Here is a 15,619-nt window from a genome sequence, read left to right on the forward strand (position 1 = left end):
TAGCGTGAAGACCGTTTGTGAGACCACAGACAGCACGACACTGCAACAGCGGCCCTTCTTTTTTGCGCAGAAGAACAAGGAGATAATGCAGGGTGGAACGAGCCCTTCTCAAACTCGCCAGACAACTCGGCGCCTACGATGAAGCATCACTTATGGCGCTTTGGGAAAAGTATGCCGAGCTGGTGCGTCAATTCGAACCGACAAAGCGATGGGAAGAGGCTGTCATCGTCCTCAACCTCATCCAGGCTGTCCGATTTAAAAACCAACTTTTCAATTACCATTGGAGCCAAACAAATGCCGACGCTGTCCCCCATCCGACACCGCCACGATCAGCCGCGGGGGGGCATGGAAATCCCTTTTCTTCAGTGGGATCACTCGAATCAGACGATCACGAGAGCAAAAAGAAAGGAAAGCTCCTGAGCTTTACGCCAAAATCCGAATCCACTCCGGACGATGAATTCGAAGACGAATGATTGCTTATCCAGTTTCCCCGAGAAACTGCACGCCTGTACAACGGAGCAATGATGACAGAATGTTTCATTACGCTGGCCACGTACAATCGTTGGGCCAACACTCGTCTTTTGGAAGATCTCATCGCCGCGGACGATGAAGCGCTTCTTGCCACGGAAACGGTGAATTTCGGCTCGATTATGGGCATTCTCAATCACCTTCTCCTCGGTGATCAACTCTGGCTTGCCCGTTTTACCGGACAAGGATCGGCCATACCGTCCCTGTCCGACATCCCCTTTCCAAAGCTCGATGCATTTGCACAAGCCAGAGCCCAAGAGGACCAACGCATCCTCGACTTTGTCGCCACACTCACACCGGCAGGACTGCGACAGGAATTACGCTATACGAACACTAAAAATATTCCTTTTGTTCGGCCTCTGGCCCTCTGTCTGAGCCATTTTTTCAACCACCAAACCCACCACCGAGGGCAAGTTCACGCACTCATGGGGCGTTACGGCCTCTCGCCGCGTGATATCGATCTTATTTTCTGTCCATTGGGTGAATAGTACGCCATTTCAATTTCCTGTTTTCGATCCCAGCTTGATCCATGTCAGCTCATGTTTATTGCAGCTCAAATGGACAAGCCGGGATCCGGGAATAGCCGCGAATGCATTGGCTGTTTCCAGATCGGTTTCGCCCTGAAATTTGATCGTTACGACGAAGTTCGTTGCCGCATTTGCCTCACGCCACCGTTGAACCATGGCATAAAGTCGTCTGGGATAGCAAATGACATCGCTAAAGAACCAATCCACCCCGGGGATGGTTCGCGGATCAACCCCAAAGGCACTTTCTCGCAAACATCGTACGTTGGGTAACGCTTCAACTTTGGGATCAAGCGGCGCTTTGTCGACACTCAGCACATCGGCGCCAAGCTTTGCCAAAGCATACGCCCACCCGCCTGGACTGCCTCCCATATCAAGACAGAGTTCTCCAGGCTGCGGCATGACACCGGCTAGAGTCAAGGCTTCCCACACTTTCAAATACGCTCGACTTGGCGGTCCAGTTTTATCTTCAACAAAGAGAACGTCTCCATGAGGGAACGGGCTCGTACAATCGGTTGAAGCCAGAATTAACTCTGGCTCCCATAACGTCCACGATCCCAAAGGAGCTGTTGGTAAAGGATCGCCAAAGACATGTGGACGAAATCGAATCGCCGGTAATTTGGATTGCACCAACTGAGCCCGACGATGATGTCCCGCTGAATACAATACCCAATTACGCTGCAAAGCACGCAGATTGGCCGCGGCCTGTCCGATGGACGGCGCTTCAACGGTAACAACATTTCTCCAAATATTTTGTGCAAAATAGGCGGGCTGCTGTGAACCTCGTGTCAGAACGAGCCGATCGCGTACGTCAAGAACGACTGCCCCAAGTTGTCGAGTCACATCCAATACATGGTCTTTTGCTGCAAGATATAGAGTCCGTTTTTCCGACACGTCAGTTAAATTCCTTTTTCCCACGCAGGCGCTTGCGCCCTTGTCTTGAGGTGTTTATACCATACTCCACGTTTCGTAGCGAAAGGATGAACACGTGAGTTTACAAAAAAATCTCGTGTTTCAAATATTCATCCAGACGTTGCACCGTTGTTTTCAACATAGGCATCCGAAGCACCTCTTTCTCTTCCACTCGATAACGACAATATTGCCGATCGCTTCAAAAATGCCGAAAACGACAGACCGTAACATCCATCGAGCAGGGAGGAACATTTATGCAGTTTCAACCTAAAACGAACCTCTTGGCTCGCTTTCAAATTGTTAGTGCAAACCTATTGTCATGGACTTGAAACACGTAAAAACCAACATGGTGAACGTATCCACCCAGGACGAGAAAAACAATGCTTCCCATATCTTTTTTGATTATATCCCCTAGTTCGTCGACGTTCTCATTTTCTGATAAGCTCTGCAATCGCCATTGGCCACTATGAAAGAACAGCACTTGTCGATCGATTTTGCCGACAAAACCGAATGGAGTACAACTCCTGACGCCGACGGGTACGTTGGCCTGCCTTCGCGTGAATCTCTCCTGATCACCTTAAGTAAACGTATTGAGTCGGGCAAAGCCGTCCAGTTTGTTTCCGGCGCCCCGGGCATGGGCAAAACGCTCCTTGCCAGAATTCTTGAACGCGATCTTTCAGCCAAACACCATCCTGTTTGTCTGGTCAATGCATCGCCCGACGCAATCGGACTTGTTGAAGATATCGTGTTCCGTCTGGGCCTGGCTCCGCACTCCAAAACACCGCCTGACGATGCTCCCCATGATGTGACGTCACAAGGACTCTTCGACAGTCTCATTGAGAGTCTTTCCGAATTGGCCCTGCGCCGTCGCCAAGCTGTTATCCTTCTTCTCGACGAAGCACAGCTTCTTCATCCGACAGACGTTGTTTATCTCGTAAGCGCCCTTGGTGCACGCGCTCTCACGCAGGAAAAGCCTCCAGTATATTGCATACTTTTCGGCCATCCCGAATTGGAAAAAGCTGCGACACAATGCGGTTATGAATGTATCCCGCTCCTTCCTCTTGAACGCGACGAAGCTATGAGGCTGATTCATGCCAAAAGCGAAGCATACGGAGGGACGACAAAACGCTTCGTGCTCACGGGGCGCGCATTGGCAGATGTACTGCACGCCAGCCAGGGCAACCCGCAAATGCTCGTTCGACTTACGGCATGTCTCTTCATGGCCATGGCCGATGAGCATGTTTCCCGACCGGATAAAGCCATGATTGCAGCCTGTCTGGCCAAAGATCCGGACGTCGCTCAACCAGCATCACGAACACAACGAGCACTGTCGGCCGTTGCACTCCTTGGTATTGCAGGAATCATCTGTGTCGCGCTTCTCCTTACGCCGAGCTTCTGGTCGAATACACCAGAAGACTCGTTCATTACCAAAGTACGCATGACAACGAAGACTCTTGGTACTGACGTTCTCGGTCTCTTTGGTCACAAGCCCTCTTCTGGAGACACGTCACGTTCCGACGGAATGATTATGCCCCAAGATGCAACAGGATCCAATTCGGTCCCAATGCTTCTTGGTGGTGTCCTTGCCACACCTGCCGAGCTCAACCAAATTCTCGTACGCCTGTATGGTCTTCCTGCACAAGAGACCTTTCCCATGGTGAACCTCCTCAATCCACACTTGGCGCAGACACCAAAAACGGAGACGGTCCCGATTCTCTTACCTTCGCTCCCTGCCGATGCCCCGCCCAAGGACGTGAGCCTTATTGTTTTGTCATCAAGCGGCAATATAAACGATGGGCTCAAAGAACTGGCTCGCCTTTCACCTCTCATCCCCGAGGCCAGAATGTTCATCTGGTTCACGCCCAAAACCGGCATGCATGTCGATATTGTGCTTGTCCACTCCAAATCTGACCCCGCGGGCTATGAGCATGTTCTTTCACAACTTGCCCCGTCGATTCGTGCCAACGTCAGGTTGTTGAACCACTTCCCCGAAGACGCACTGTTTTTTAGCCGAGTGCAACCCCTTACCAACTCAATTTATTAGAGAAAATAGTATTCCTTAAAACATGAAATTCAATTGACAGCCTCGGGAAGAGCGCCATATAGGACTACCCTTGGAGTCTTCGGCCTGCCTGTATTACGATGACGTAGCAGAGAGCTGGCTAATGTCCTTTCATGGTGTCCCAACTCGTGAGCGTATCACAATGTCAAAATTTAAGACTTTATTTTTACTGACCTATGGTCGATCGGGATCCACCTTGCTGCAAGGTATACTCAACAGCATTGATGGCTACCTTATCCGTGGCGAAACCAATCTTGTTTTATTTCAATTGTACAAGGCATACGAAGCACTGGATTATGCTCGTTTCCATTTCGGAAAAGATCGGCGCATTACCATTGACCCCTGGTTCGGCATAGACCGAGTGGATCCTCCTGCATTCGGTGGCCATCTCGCTAACGCTTTTATTGACCACGTCCTCAAACCTCGAGGCAATGTTCGTGTTGTTGGATTCAAGGAAATCCGCCATGACCCGTTCCATATCGCTTCTGATGAAGACTTTTATGGATACATCGATTTCTTACGAGACTATTTCCCTGAACCATGCTTCATCTATAACAGACGCGATATCGCCAAAACATCCATGAGCCAAAGTTGGTGGTCGGAGGAAGAACGCTCGCATGAAAATCTTTCCCGCTGCCTTGAACGTTTAGAAGCCGCATGCGAAAAGTACCCAGAACGCAGCTATATGGTTGATTATGATGAATACATCGCTGATCCGGACAAATTAGCAGGACTTTTCGCATTTCTCGATGAAACATTCGATCGTGCGACGATAGATGCTGTTATGGATGTTCGTCACTCATTCTAAGCACAGAAGAGACTGAGATTCACTCATCTCCTCTCTCTGCGCTTATTCGACAATGCGCGTCATACAAGCGACAAGGCAGGAATTTTCTTTTTCCTAAAAAAACGGCGAAGTCATGACCTCGCCGTTTTTTTCGTACGAGACTCAAATTCTTGTATACTTACAAAAGGCTCCACAGCATCCTGGTTCCGACAATAAAAAGCAAAACAGCAAAGACCTTTTTCAATGTCGCAACTGGTAAGGTATGAGCGAGTTTTGCTCCCAAAGGTGCCATAGGGAAACTCGTTGCTACAATCCCCACCAAGGCGGGCAGATAGACATAGCCTATCGTCCAATCAGGCAGGCCGGCCACACCGATGCCATTTACCACGTATCCCAATGTACCAGAAAGAGCTATGGGCAACCCAATTGCCGATGCTGTTCCAATGGCGACAGGTATGGCTGTATTGCACCACACCAAAAATGGGACGGACAACGTCCCTCCACCGATACCAACCAATGCCGAAATAGTACCAATTCCACCACCGACTCCGAACAACGGAATCATCCCTGGAATAGTTCGGCTGGGTTTCGGTTTTTTGCCGGTGAGCATCTGGTAGGAGACAAAATATAAAAACAAACCGAAAAACATTTTGAGCACGGCTGTACTTAAAAGCGAAGCAACCCAAGCGCCGAAGAATGTGCCGATTAAAATACCTGGCATGATTCGCCAGAAAACATCCCATAAAACCGCTCCACGCCTATGGTGCGCCATGAAGCTGGAGATCGACGTGAAAATAATGGTGGCAAGCGAAGTTCCCAGGGCCATGTGCAACAAGTGCTCTGAAGGAATACCTTGCCATGTAAACGCAAACGTGAGCATGGGAACGATGACAAGCCCCCCCCCTATTCCCAAGAGCCCCGCAAGTATCCCTGCGAAAACGCCAAGGACGATATACAAAAGAAACGCAGTCAACATATTGAATCCTTTGTCATGACGGTTTCACGGAAGCCACTGGAGGCATGTCCGTGTGAGTTGCAGGAAAAAGCAGTGTCATCAGGTGGTCCATATGGTTTATCATCGCTTTGCGTGCTGCCTCAGGATCCCCCTTAGATATGGCTTCGACAATCATTTCATGATATTTGACGGATGCATTTTTCCGCATAGCCGATTGTAAATGCGGGCTTCGACTTTCCTCTAGGATGTGTGTAATCCCTTCTACCAACTCGGTAAGAACAGCATTGTTCGCCAGCCGAACCAATGCAGCATGAAACGCTGAATCTTCGTGGCGTCCAGTTCGCCCAGCTTCAAGAGCTCGTTTTTGGGATTGAAGAATCCGCACAAGCCCCGCAACATCCGCCGGCTCTGCCTTTGACGCCGCCATCTCAGCAATATGCGGCTCAAGCAGCGACCGAACCTCCATGACTTCTCGTAAGGTATTCCGGCCGCGCGCAACCGAAGCCATAAGCGCATCAACTTTGGCTTCATCTTCACCGCTCGCAACAAAAGCACCACTCCCCGGACGAATGACAAGAACATCAGTTTTCTCAAGATTCTTGAGAGCGTGACGTACTGTTCCACGCGAAACGCCAAGCATTTCGGCAAGCCGACGCTCTGAAGGCAAACGATCCCCTGGATGAAGTCTCCCCGTGTTGACCAAATCCAAAATGCATTGCTCGACCTGTTCGGCAACACCTCGTCTATCCAACTGAAAAGCTTGATCCTCTTGCATATGCTCTTCCAGACTCGATTTACGCTTTGAGCTTTCCACAACAACTTCCTCTTTCAATACTCTCGATACGCGACAACTAGACCAAATGAACCAATTGGTCAATCAACTATTTCCAGGGCCAAACTTATTCCTCAATTGTCTCTCGACGCATGAACGTCTGTGTATTAAAAATATAAACAGAAAATAAAGCTCCCTCAAAATGATGCGCTGGAGACATAATGCACCGTGGTGATCTGCAAAAAAATATATTATAGCACACAGGAGATGTTGTTTAAGAAAAAGACAGGTTAAATACTTAACCTCTGAGAAGTTTTTTTTGACCATTCCCCCCTCTCTTGGGGAGATTTATAATTTGACTAAATTGTATGAAGAGCAACCTTAACAGCCACACATCATACAGGCCCCAAACGTTACACGTTAAGATGGCCAACAGAAAAGAATTCATCTAGAATTATAAACGTCACACAAACAACAGCAATAAACAATGAAACACAACAAACCTATTACTAACAAATGGCATATAGATCATGCAAAGAAATCCTAAAGCATTCAACACAAACGATGCAATGATACTTTATATTGCACAAGCATATTCTCAATCCATATCATAGTAAGCGAAACTGTATGCTTCGATTCGAGACCACTCGGTTGAGAAACTTGAAAGCATTGTATCTTCGTTTCATGGTAAGCTGACCGTCTAGAGAAGACAGGAGAGTACGAATGCAAAACATTACAATTCGTCTCTTTATCAACGATCCAAATAAAATTAAGGATGCCGTCTTTTATGTTATAGCGGATTCCAAAAAGCGTATGGCGTTCATCAGCTATCAAGAAGCGCTTGACTTTGCTATTTCCATCGCAAAAATATTCAATTCCATCACAATCTGCTGTATCCGTCGGGATAATTTTGAAATAACTCCACCGCCAACACAAGTTCCTGTTCCCGGTTCGCATTATAATGATAATGCGTCCCTTCGATCTCCTGAGATTGTCAGCATTGTTGCGCGCAGTGAAAATAATCTCGAGGAGGAGCACACCATGAGTTCAGCATAAAAAACGCCGGCATAATACCGGCGTTTCACCATATGCATTATGGCCAAGCCTAACGGAAAGCAACAAGACACACAGGTTTTTCATCCTCTTCACCAAGAGGGACACACAAAAGAAGAACCTCTTCGCTTTGCAAAGCGACTGTCTCAGCAAAAGACAAGGCCTTGTCATAGGAAACAAAAGCTATGCGGCTCTTTTCCCGGATTTGTACGTAATACACCGCATTCCTGTACTCTTCCGGCTTGTTGTAAACCAGCATTTGTACGCATTTCTCTCTTGTCATCCCACCCTCTACTGCACAGCTAAAGTAGTGAAGATATTCCCTCCCCCCTGAAAGCATCCCCCTAGGCGCATAATGTTTATTATCTTGGCTGATAGTGATTTTATTGCTCTCACAGAAGATAAAATTTAGCAACGACTCAAAATACTATGGATGATTGTAAAGTCTAGCCATCAACTCCTGCTAGGCGACGACACAACGAAATCACAACTCCCGCTGCTTCTTCTGCATTCACATGCTCGGCAAAATCACAAGATTTGAGATCTTCAGGAATTTGCTTTTCCATGCGCTCAGACTCGAGAAACATAATGAATGATAACACAAGCGCAGCCGTATTATCAGACGTACGATCACATAACACCTCAATTTGATTCAACGGGACCGTCTCAAACAGTCTGTCTGCAAACATCTCAATCCATTTTCCGTATAATTTCGGCAAAAGCGGAGGAATATTCTGACACACCTCGTCAATGACGGAAGTGGAAACATCGGGTAACATGACGCCAAAATATTCTTTCAGAGCCTCCTGCCGCCGCTCTTCTCCTTGTGTCACATGGCGCATGATGGCAAGGTGCATTACAGCCCGCAATTGAATCTCATTTTCGCCCATAACTTCTCCTTCAAACCCTATTCCGTATCCAAGCACACGTTCTCTCGCAGCATTCGAGACAAATGCGGTACCATTACTAGAATATAGAGTATTGCAGTCTTCAGTGTTGAAATCGTTTTTTTCCTTGTCTGGCAGCACCCGTTTTCTTTGTATGGTTCTGCTTCGCCCGTAAAGATTTTTCTCGGCGTTCTGATGAATGCTTTGAACGTGTTGCTGCTTTTTCTTTACGCGGTCCTTCGGATTCTGCATGCTTTACAGTTCGCTTTCCCATCGGTGTTGTTCCAACCGGAACAAGGAGGCCATGTTGTTTCAGACGGTCAGCGTCAGATTTGGCGACATATACCGGGCGACCGCGTTCGTCGACCCCGGCATAGAAAATGGCAGCAGCCATGGTTCCTGGTAAAGGGATAAAGCATTGTACCTGTTGCGGTCGCCAATTTCTCGCGGCAAGATATTCACCCAGTTCTCGCATATGGGACAGAGTGCAACCTGGGTGCCCGCTCATCAGATACGGTATAACAAACTGCTTTTTCCCCACTTTGTTTGATTGCCGATCAAATTCCTGGAGAAATCGTTCAAAGACTCCCACACGCGGTTTGCGCATGACATGCAGCACCTCGTCACAAATATGCTCAGGAGCAACTTTGGCTTGTCCTCCAACAAATTCTCGAATCATGATACCCAGCGCCGCTTTATCCTGCAAAGCGAGGTCCATGCGCCATCCACTCGCCACCCGAACATGACGCACACCATCAAGCCCCGCAATATCACGCAACAACGAGACAAACGCCGATTGATCCACGATAAAATGTGGACATATTCCCGGAAAAAGACAGCTTGCGCGTGCGCAGTCATCGGGATTTGCAGAACAGTGTGCTCCCCACATGTTCGCACTGGGGCCACCGACATCAGTAACGGAACCACGAAATTCCGGCAAATTCCGCAACCTTTTGACTTCTCGGAGAATCGATTCCCGACTTCGCGATCGGATTCGTCGCCCCTGATGAAGTGCCAGCGCGCAAAACGAGCAGCCTCCACCACAGCCACGGTGTCCGGCAACACTCGACCGAATCATTTCCTCTGCCGGAATGGAATCTGTATAAACAGGATGGGCTCGGCGTTGAAACGGCAATTCCATCAGTCCATCCAAAGCCTGCCCTGCCAAACCTGCTCCCGGTGCAGTCAGAACAACAGCCCTCTTGCCGGAAACTTGTATGGCCGTTGCACGGCTCTGATGAACATGTTGCTCAAGGAGACGTGTTGCTCTGACGAGTTGGGCCGGATTGGCCACGATGGCTTCATGCGAAGGCAACTCGGTAAGAGGAACTTCCGCATTGTGCGCAAGCGTTTCAGCTTCAGCGAGGCTCGTTGCATAGGCGACTCCAGGCAAATTCGCTACAATGGTACGAACAACATCAGGGTCGTCCAGGCTCCCGACATGGCTGGCCTGATCCAAGGCTCTGGCAAGCTGAAGAATAGAAACCTCAGCCATCCCGTATAAAATAGCCGTCGCTTTACTATCAAGAACCAAAGACCGCCGTAGACTATCGCTCCAAAAATCATAATGCGAGACACGACGTAAAGACGCTTCAATCCCCCCCAGCACAACAGGCAGTCCGGAAAACGCTCGCTTTGCAAGATTAGCGTACACCAGGGCTGCCCGGTTCGGTCTCGCTCCGGCCTTTCCTCCCGGCGTGTACGCATCGTCACGGCGCTTTTTACGAAAGGCCGTATAATGAGCCAACATGGAATCAAGACACCCAGCCGAAATCCCAACAAACAAACGAGGTCGGCCCATTACCGTCATGGCATCAATACGATCCCAAGGAGGTTGCGCAACAATCCCGGTGCGAAATCCATGTTCGACCAACCAACGCCCTAACAGTGGCACTCCGAACGAGGGATGATCCACATACGCATCGCCGGACACGAGCAGAACATCCAACTCGTCCCACCCCAATGCGTCCATTTCATCCCGCGTCATAGGCAAAAATTCGGGTTGCCTCACATCAGATCGTGAATGCATCAGCACGACCACCCTTGCAGTATTTCATACGGTTCACTGGAGAGAAGAAAAAACAATAGATACTACCTGACATGTATCCCCTAACATTGCCTTGTCTCTACGATGACCTTGGAGTTGTTTCGCAGTCGCACTCTTCTGCCTTCACTTCCTGTTCAGACGCAATTTCAGTCTCCATATCCAACATTGGAACCGACGGAACGATCCGACGATAGTACGCAACAACAAGGCACGTCATGGGCAACGCAATAAGGAGCCCAAGCAATCCCAACAGCTTCCCCCAAATTGATAAGGAAAGCAGAATCATGGCCGGAGACATCCCCATGACTTTCCCGAGAATGCGCGGAACGAGCACCGCATCCTGAATGAGCTGAACAACACCAAAGACGGCACCCGTCATAAGAAGAACGGTCCAAAGATTCTGGCCGCTTTGCAAGGCATGAACAATAGCGAGAAATACGGCAGGAACCGTCCCCACAATCTGAAGATACGGAACCATATTGAGCAGACCGATAAACAATCCAAGGACAATGGCCATCGGCAGGCCAATGATTGAAAAGCCGATAGACATCAACACGCCAACCAGTCCAGCAACGAGGGCTTGTCCCCGAAAATATTGGTTCATCCCGGCTTCGAAAGCATTGGTGAACTCAACAACGGCCTCGCGATATTCACCGGGGATAAAATTCTTCCATTGCACTTTGAACGCTTTAAAATCGATGAGTAAAAAGACAAGGTACAAGAGTATAAAAAACAGTCCAAAAACCCAGGCTCCAAGACGTGCCGTCCCTGAAATGACGCCCCACAAACCGGGAAGAAGCTTTTTCGCTGTCGCCTGCAACAAAGAAAGAAAGCTGTCCGTTGCAAAAAACGATTTCACCTCATCACTGCTCAAAAATGCTTTGATGGACGCCCAAAGATCGGGAGGTAAGTGCCGCGCTGCGCGTGCCGCCACCTCGGAATTCCCGACAAAATCCGACATCAGGCGCCCCATGGTACTGAACTCATTCATAATGATCGGCACAAAATACAATGCCAAACCAAGGATGGATCCAAAGACAAGCACCAAACTCAAAAACACGGCAACGGGTCGCGATCCCAAACGAGCTTCCACCCAGACAACCAAGGGGTTGATGAGGTATGCCATCAACAACGCAACAGCAAAGGGAATAAGGACATCACTGAGATAGGATAAAAGATTGACCAGCCCCCACAACAACGCGGCCATTATCGCCATGCGTACAACCCGATCAAATGTGTAGGGTTTCTCGTCGAGCACGGTCATATCAGACTCCTTATCTCATCGTACCGATGAAGACCGACGTTCTGCCGCGAGGCCGAGCAAAATGGCTCCGGCTTGTGCGACATTCAGCGATTCAAAATCACCGGGCATGGGAATACGAACATGAACAGGGCATCGTTTCGCGATGGAAGCCCGCGCCCCTTTTTCCTCTCCACCAAGCACAAGAACCATCGGAAACGGCAGCTCAGCTTCAAAAGCATTGATTGCGTCTTCGCCACTATCGGCCAACACCAGGTGAAATCCATGTTCGGCAAGCTCGTCCAAAGCGCGGCCAAGATTCGTCACGCGACACACGGGTAAACGCCGAAGTGCTCCGGCAGACGCCTTCAACGCACGTTGCCCAATGCCGGCGCCTCCATGTTTTGGCAATACAATGCCACCACCGCCAAGCGCCAACAGCGTTCTGGACAACGTCCCGACATTACCACCATCCTGCACCTGATCCAAAACAACAACAATCGGTAACGGCCCAGACAACGTCGCCTGCATAACGTCTTCCAGCTCTACAAACCGTGTTGTAGCTAAACGCGCAACAACGCCCTGATGATTTCCAGGGTGACGGCTGTCCAACGACTTTTGCGGAACAAATTTATAGGCAATATTGTATTGCTTGCACAATCGACGGATTTCCGCGAGCGGGCCATGGATGGGGCCTTGGCGAAAAAAAACGGCATCGATAGCATCCGGGTCGGCCGTGACGGCTTCATGAACAGGTTTTCGCCCGACAACGAATGCAGCATCATCGTCGTTTTCAACGTATGTCATACATATCCTTTTGAATTATTTAAAGAAAGCAAGATATCAACAAGAGGAGGCGACGGCGTGAAAAGTTAAAGTAATACTTAAAATTTTGTTGCAATGCGCCTTGACATACGGTACCAATTTCGAAAGCTCAATGTCAAAGTGAAAAAATCCTGAAGGGACGTGCGCGTCGTGTGCTCCCTGAGTGGGTTGTCTTGTGTCCATACCCCCCTTTGTCCTCATGGAGGCTTCATGAGAAAGTTCACCAAATTTCTCATCTTTTTTATCGCCATCGTCTTGTCCGGCTGTGGCAAAGGCTACTATGCGGACAAAGAAAATTACGACATGCAGGCCAACCTCGAACCCGAGTTGTGGGAAACAAATTTCCTCTCGGTGAAGCGGGGCCGCCCCTTGACTGAAGTTGAACGCAAAGCCCTTGCATCGAAGCCGACGATTCCATTCAATCTCGACGTAACGCAAACGGCTCAAGTTGAACGATTTCTCCAATACTTCGCGGAAGACAAGCGGTCCACGATGGAGCGCTGGCTCCGACGTTCGGAGCCGTATCTTCCCTATGTTCGCGCTGTGCTTGCGAGCTATGACCTTCCGCCGGACCTCATTGTTCTGCCGTTTATCGAGTCCGGATACAATTCAAGTGCTTATTCACGCGTTGGAGCTGGCGGCATGTGGCAGTTCATGCCCCTCACGGCTCGACGCTTTGGATTGACGGTAGACTGGTGGGTCGATGAACGGCGTAACCCGTACAAATCGACGGTTGCCGCGGCGCAATATTTGTCGAAACTCCATCAAATGTTCGGGGATTGGCATTTGGCCTTGGCCGCCTACAATTGCGGTGAAGGTCGCGTCTCTCGTGCCATGACAGGCAGTGCGCAAGTCGACTTTTTCGACTTGGCTGCAGCCAAAAAGCTGCCTCGGGAAACACGCATGTATGTCCCCAAATTTCTTGCTGTTCTCATGATTTTCCAAAACCTCAAAGCGCTCGGTTTCAAACCTGTCAATTGGAACGTTGGAGACATCATGAAGGAAGTACCGGTCAAAGGCGGTACCGACCTTCTCGCTATGGCAAAAGCTTGCGGCATGACATGGGAACAGTTCTCTGATGCCAACACCGCCTTCCGGCGCCAGGTCAGCCCACCGAACCGCGAAGCAACGGTTTATGTCCCCAAATCAAAATACCAGCTTGCCATGGCATTCTCCAAAGACCCGAGCAAATATCCTCCAGCCGGTTACACCGCGTATGCCGTGCGTTCAGGGGAATCCTGGTGGAATATAGCCCGTCAATATGGAGTTCCCATTGACTCCCTCCGTGAATTCAACCCCGGACTCGGTGGACAACTCTCCGCCGGAACGACGGTCAAAGTTCCCGGCCATAGCACACAGCAAGAATCCATGATCGCACTGAGCAGCATCAAAAAAACGCGGAAACACAAAGTCATTGCCAGTGCTGCCTGTAATTACTCGAAAAATAGCGTGCGTCATAAAGTCAAACGGGGAGAGACACTGAGCGCCATCGCTGCACGGTATGGTGTTTCACAAGGCTCTATCATGAAAGCCAATGGTCTTCGCTCAGCTAAATATGTCCAAGCTGGTAAACGATTGACCATTCCTGGCACAAATACCCACGTTGCATCGACATCTTCCAAAACGAGCACACGAGCGAAATCCGTCCACAAAGTAAAACGGGGCGAAACGCTCTACGCCATCAGCCAAAAATACGGCGTCTCTTCTGCAACAATTATGCGTGCGAACAACTTATCTTCGCCGAATAGTCTTCGCAGTGGAGCAAAGCTTGTCATTCCTGGAAAATCAGGATCGGCGACACGGTTGTCGACCAAGGATAGAAAAGCCTTCAGCTATAAAGTCGGTTCCGGCGAAACCGTTTGGAGTATTGCTCGCAAGTTCCAAATAAGCCCGACAGCCCTGTTGTCATGGAACAACTTGTCGCGCACCACAAAACTCCAAATTGGACAGCGTCTGACCATTCACAAATAAGAAACTTACTTTTCCGTCATCGAGAGAGTGGCCACACGACAATCGGGCGGTACGCATAGGGTGTACCGCCCGATTGTCGTGTGGCCACTCTCTATGGCGTCATCATGTGCCGTATAATGCCTGTTCCAACAGCCTGCGCGTTTCATCGACGGGTAAATCTCGTCCCGTCCAAATACGAAACTGTTCAAGAGCTTGATAGAGGAACATTTCCACACCCATGATCACATTGACACCCAAAGACTGAGCCTCACGCAAAAAACGTGTTTCTCCGGGATTGTAGACAATATCATAGGCGAGCTGCCCTTTCTCGAAATCATATTTGTTCCACGGAGAAAGTCCTTCGAATTTCCCTGCCATTCCAATCGGTGTTGTATTGACCAAAATCCTGGTTCGACACCGTCCTCGCTCGGCCCAAGGAATAAAATTGATATCGAAATGTGCGGCCAACTCTTCGGCCTTTTCATCCGTACGATTGGCAAGATACAAAGGGCCTATACCGAGTTCTTGCAAACCGACAATGACCGCCAAAGCGGCACCGCCGGCACCCAGAACTAACGCCGACCCTGAACGCACATCGCGCACTGCCAACGGTTTGGCAAACCCCGCGACATCAGTATTGTCACCCCAGAGTTTTCCGTCACGCCAAAAGACCGTGTTCACGGCACCGACGGCGTGCGCCAAACCCGTGATTGAATCGAGAAAAGGAATAATGGCTGTCTTATGCGGGATGGTTACAGATAAGCCGGCAATAGGTTCGGAACGGATGCGTTCGACCATACTTTCCAAATCTTCCGGAGGGGTTGGCCATGCAGTATAGACGGCATCAAGGCCAAACTTCGAAAATCCCCAATTATGCACCAACGGACTCAACGTATGTCCCAAAGGGAAGCCGATGATCCCCAATTGCTGCGTTTCCCCCTGGCCACATCGTACTTGCTGCCCCAAGACCCAACCTCCTTGCCATGTTTGGTCGCACTATAGGGTGCTTGGGCAACAAATAAAAGGGGCTGAACGCCAGTTCCCGGCAAAGATATCGTGTTGGCGTAGTTAAGACGC

General features: G+C 49.5%; 15 protein-coding genes. 6 read left to right on the forward strand and 9 right to left on the reverse strand.

All coding sequences use genetic code 11. From position 1 onward, the window contains the following. Positions 1–92 precede the first annotated feature (92 nt). On the forward strand, positions 93–473 hold the full coding sequence (locus tag G451_RS33095; protein ID WP_051261679.1) for a hypothetical protein: 381 nt from the start codon (positions 93–95) through the stop codon (positions 471–473). A 48-nt stretch (positions 474–521) separates the two neighbouring features. Next, the gene (locus G451_RS0118795; protein ID WP_245587845.1) at positions 522–1,016 is read left to right on the forward strand and encodes a DinB family protein; all 495 of its coding nucleotides are present in this window, start codon (positions 522–524) and stop codon (positions 1,014–1,016) included. Positions 1,017–1,025: 9 nt separating this feature from the next. On the opposite strand, the gene G451_RS0118800 is transcribed toward G451_RS0118795, so the two are convergent. Beyond that, entirely contained in the window at positions 1,026–1,946 is a 921-nt protein-coding gene (locus tag G451_RS0118800; RefSeq protein ID WP_027185469.1) for an SAM-dependent methyltransferase, read from the reverse strand. A 499-nt stretch (positions 1,947–2,445) separates the two neighbouring features. Here G451_RS0118800 and G451_RS0118810 point away from each other — a divergent pair, with 499 nt between their 5' ends. Both G451_RS0118810 and G451_RS0118815 read left to right on the forward strand, forming a co-directional pair. Then, positions 2,446–4,008, forward strand: coding sequence for an ATP-binding protein (locus G451_RS0118810; protein ID WP_027185471.1), 1,563 nt, complete (start codon positions 2,446–2,448; stop codon positions 4,006–4,008). Positions 4,009–4,168: 160 nt separating this feature from the next. After that, positions 4,169–4,834, forward strand: coding sequence for a sulfotransferase family protein (locus G451_RS0118815; RefSeq protein WP_169727910.1), 666 nt, complete (start codon positions 4,169–4,171; stop codon positions 4,832–4,834). Between the two features lie 157 nt (positions 4,835–4,991). Here G451_RS0118815 and G451_RS0118820 read toward each other — a convergent pair whose 3' ends face one another. Further along, positions 4,992–5,789 carry a sulfite exporter TauE/SafE family protein gene (locus G451_RS0118820; RefSeq protein ID WP_027185473.1) on the reverse strand — a complete coding sequence of 266 codons (798 nt, stop codon included), beginning with the start codon at positions 5,787–5,789 and terminating at the stop codon, positions 4,992–4,994. 13 nt (positions 5,790–5,802) lie between these two features. After that, positions 5,803–6,582, reverse strand: a complete 780-nt coding sequence (locus tag G451_RS0118825; protein ID WP_027185474.1) for a FadR/GntR family transcriptional regulator — start codon at positions 6,580–6,582, stop codon at positions 5,803–5,805. A gap of 681 nt (positions 6,583–7,263) precedes the next feature. Here G451_RS0118825 and G451_RS0118830 point away from each other — a divergent pair. Further along, positions 7,264–7,596 carry a hypothetical protein gene (locus tag G451_RS0118830; RefSeq protein WP_027185475.1) on the forward strand — a complete coding sequence of 111 codons (333 nt, stop codon included), beginning with the start codon at positions 7,264–7,266 and terminating at the stop codon, positions 7,594–7,596. 49 nt (positions 7,597–7,645) lie between these two features. Here the strand turns inward: G451_RS0118830 and G451_RS34250 are convergent, their stop codons facing one another. The 5 genes from G451_RS34250 to G451_RS0118855 form a co-directional block, all read right to left on the reverse strand. Then, positions 7,646–8,008, reverse strand: a complete 363-nt coding sequence (locus G451_RS34250; RefSeq protein WP_156921720.1) for a hypothetical protein — start codon at positions 8,006–8,008, stop codon at positions 7,646–7,648. Positions 8,009–8,039: 31 nt separating this feature from the next. Continuing rightward, the gene (locus G451_RS30370) at positions 8,040–8,483 is read right to left on the reverse strand and encodes a hypothetical protein (RefSeq protein WP_051261681.1); all 444 of its coding nucleotides are present in this window, start codon (positions 8,481–8,483) and stop codon (positions 8,040–8,042) included. A gap of 100 nt (positions 8,484–8,583) precedes the next feature. Beyond that, complete coding sequence (locus G451_RS0118845; protein ID WP_027185477.1) at positions 8,584–10,509, reverse strand: YgiQ family radical SAM protein; 1,926 nt, start codon at positions 10,507–10,509, stop codon at positions 8,584–8,586. Between the two features lie 97 nt (positions 10,510–10,606). Further along, on the reverse strand, positions 10,607–11,791 hold the full coding sequence (locus tag G451_RS30375; protein ID WP_084448660.1) for an AI-2E family transporter: 1,185 nt from the start codon (positions 11,789–11,791) through the stop codon (positions 10,607–10,609). Positions 11,792–11,806: 15 nt separating this feature from the next. Beyond that, positions 11,807–12,574, reverse strand: a complete 768-nt coding sequence (locus G451_RS0118855) for a TrmH family RNA methyltransferase (RefSeq protein WP_027185478.1) — start codon at positions 12,572–12,574, stop codon at positions 11,807–11,809. A 228-nt stretch (positions 12,575–12,802) separates the two neighbouring features. Between G451_RS0118855 and G451_RS30380 the strand changes: the two genes are divergently transcribed. Then, on the forward strand, positions 12,803–14,563 hold the full coding sequence (locus tag G451_RS30380) for a LysM peptidoglycan-binding domain-containing protein (RefSeq protein WP_034642877.1): 1,761 nt from the start codon (positions 12,803–12,805) through the stop codon (positions 14,561–14,563). A 102-nt stretch (positions 14,564–14,665) separates the two neighbouring features. Here the strand turns inward: G451_RS30380 and aroE are convergent, their stop codons facing one another. Further along, the gene (aroE, locus tag G451_RS0118870) at positions 14,666–15,508 is read right to left on the reverse strand and encodes a shikimate dehydrogenase (protein ID WP_051261682.1); all 843 of its coding nucleotides are present in this window, start codon (positions 15,506–15,508) and stop codon (positions 14,666–14,668) included. Between the last annotated feature and the right edge of the window lie 111 nt (positions 15,509–15,619).

Source organism: Desulfovibrio inopinatus DSM 10711 (genome assembly GCF_000429305.1).
GTDB lineage: Bacteria > Desulfobacterota > Desulfovibrionia > Desulfovibrionales > Desulfovibrionaceae > Alteridesulfovibrio > Alteridesulfovibrio inopinatus.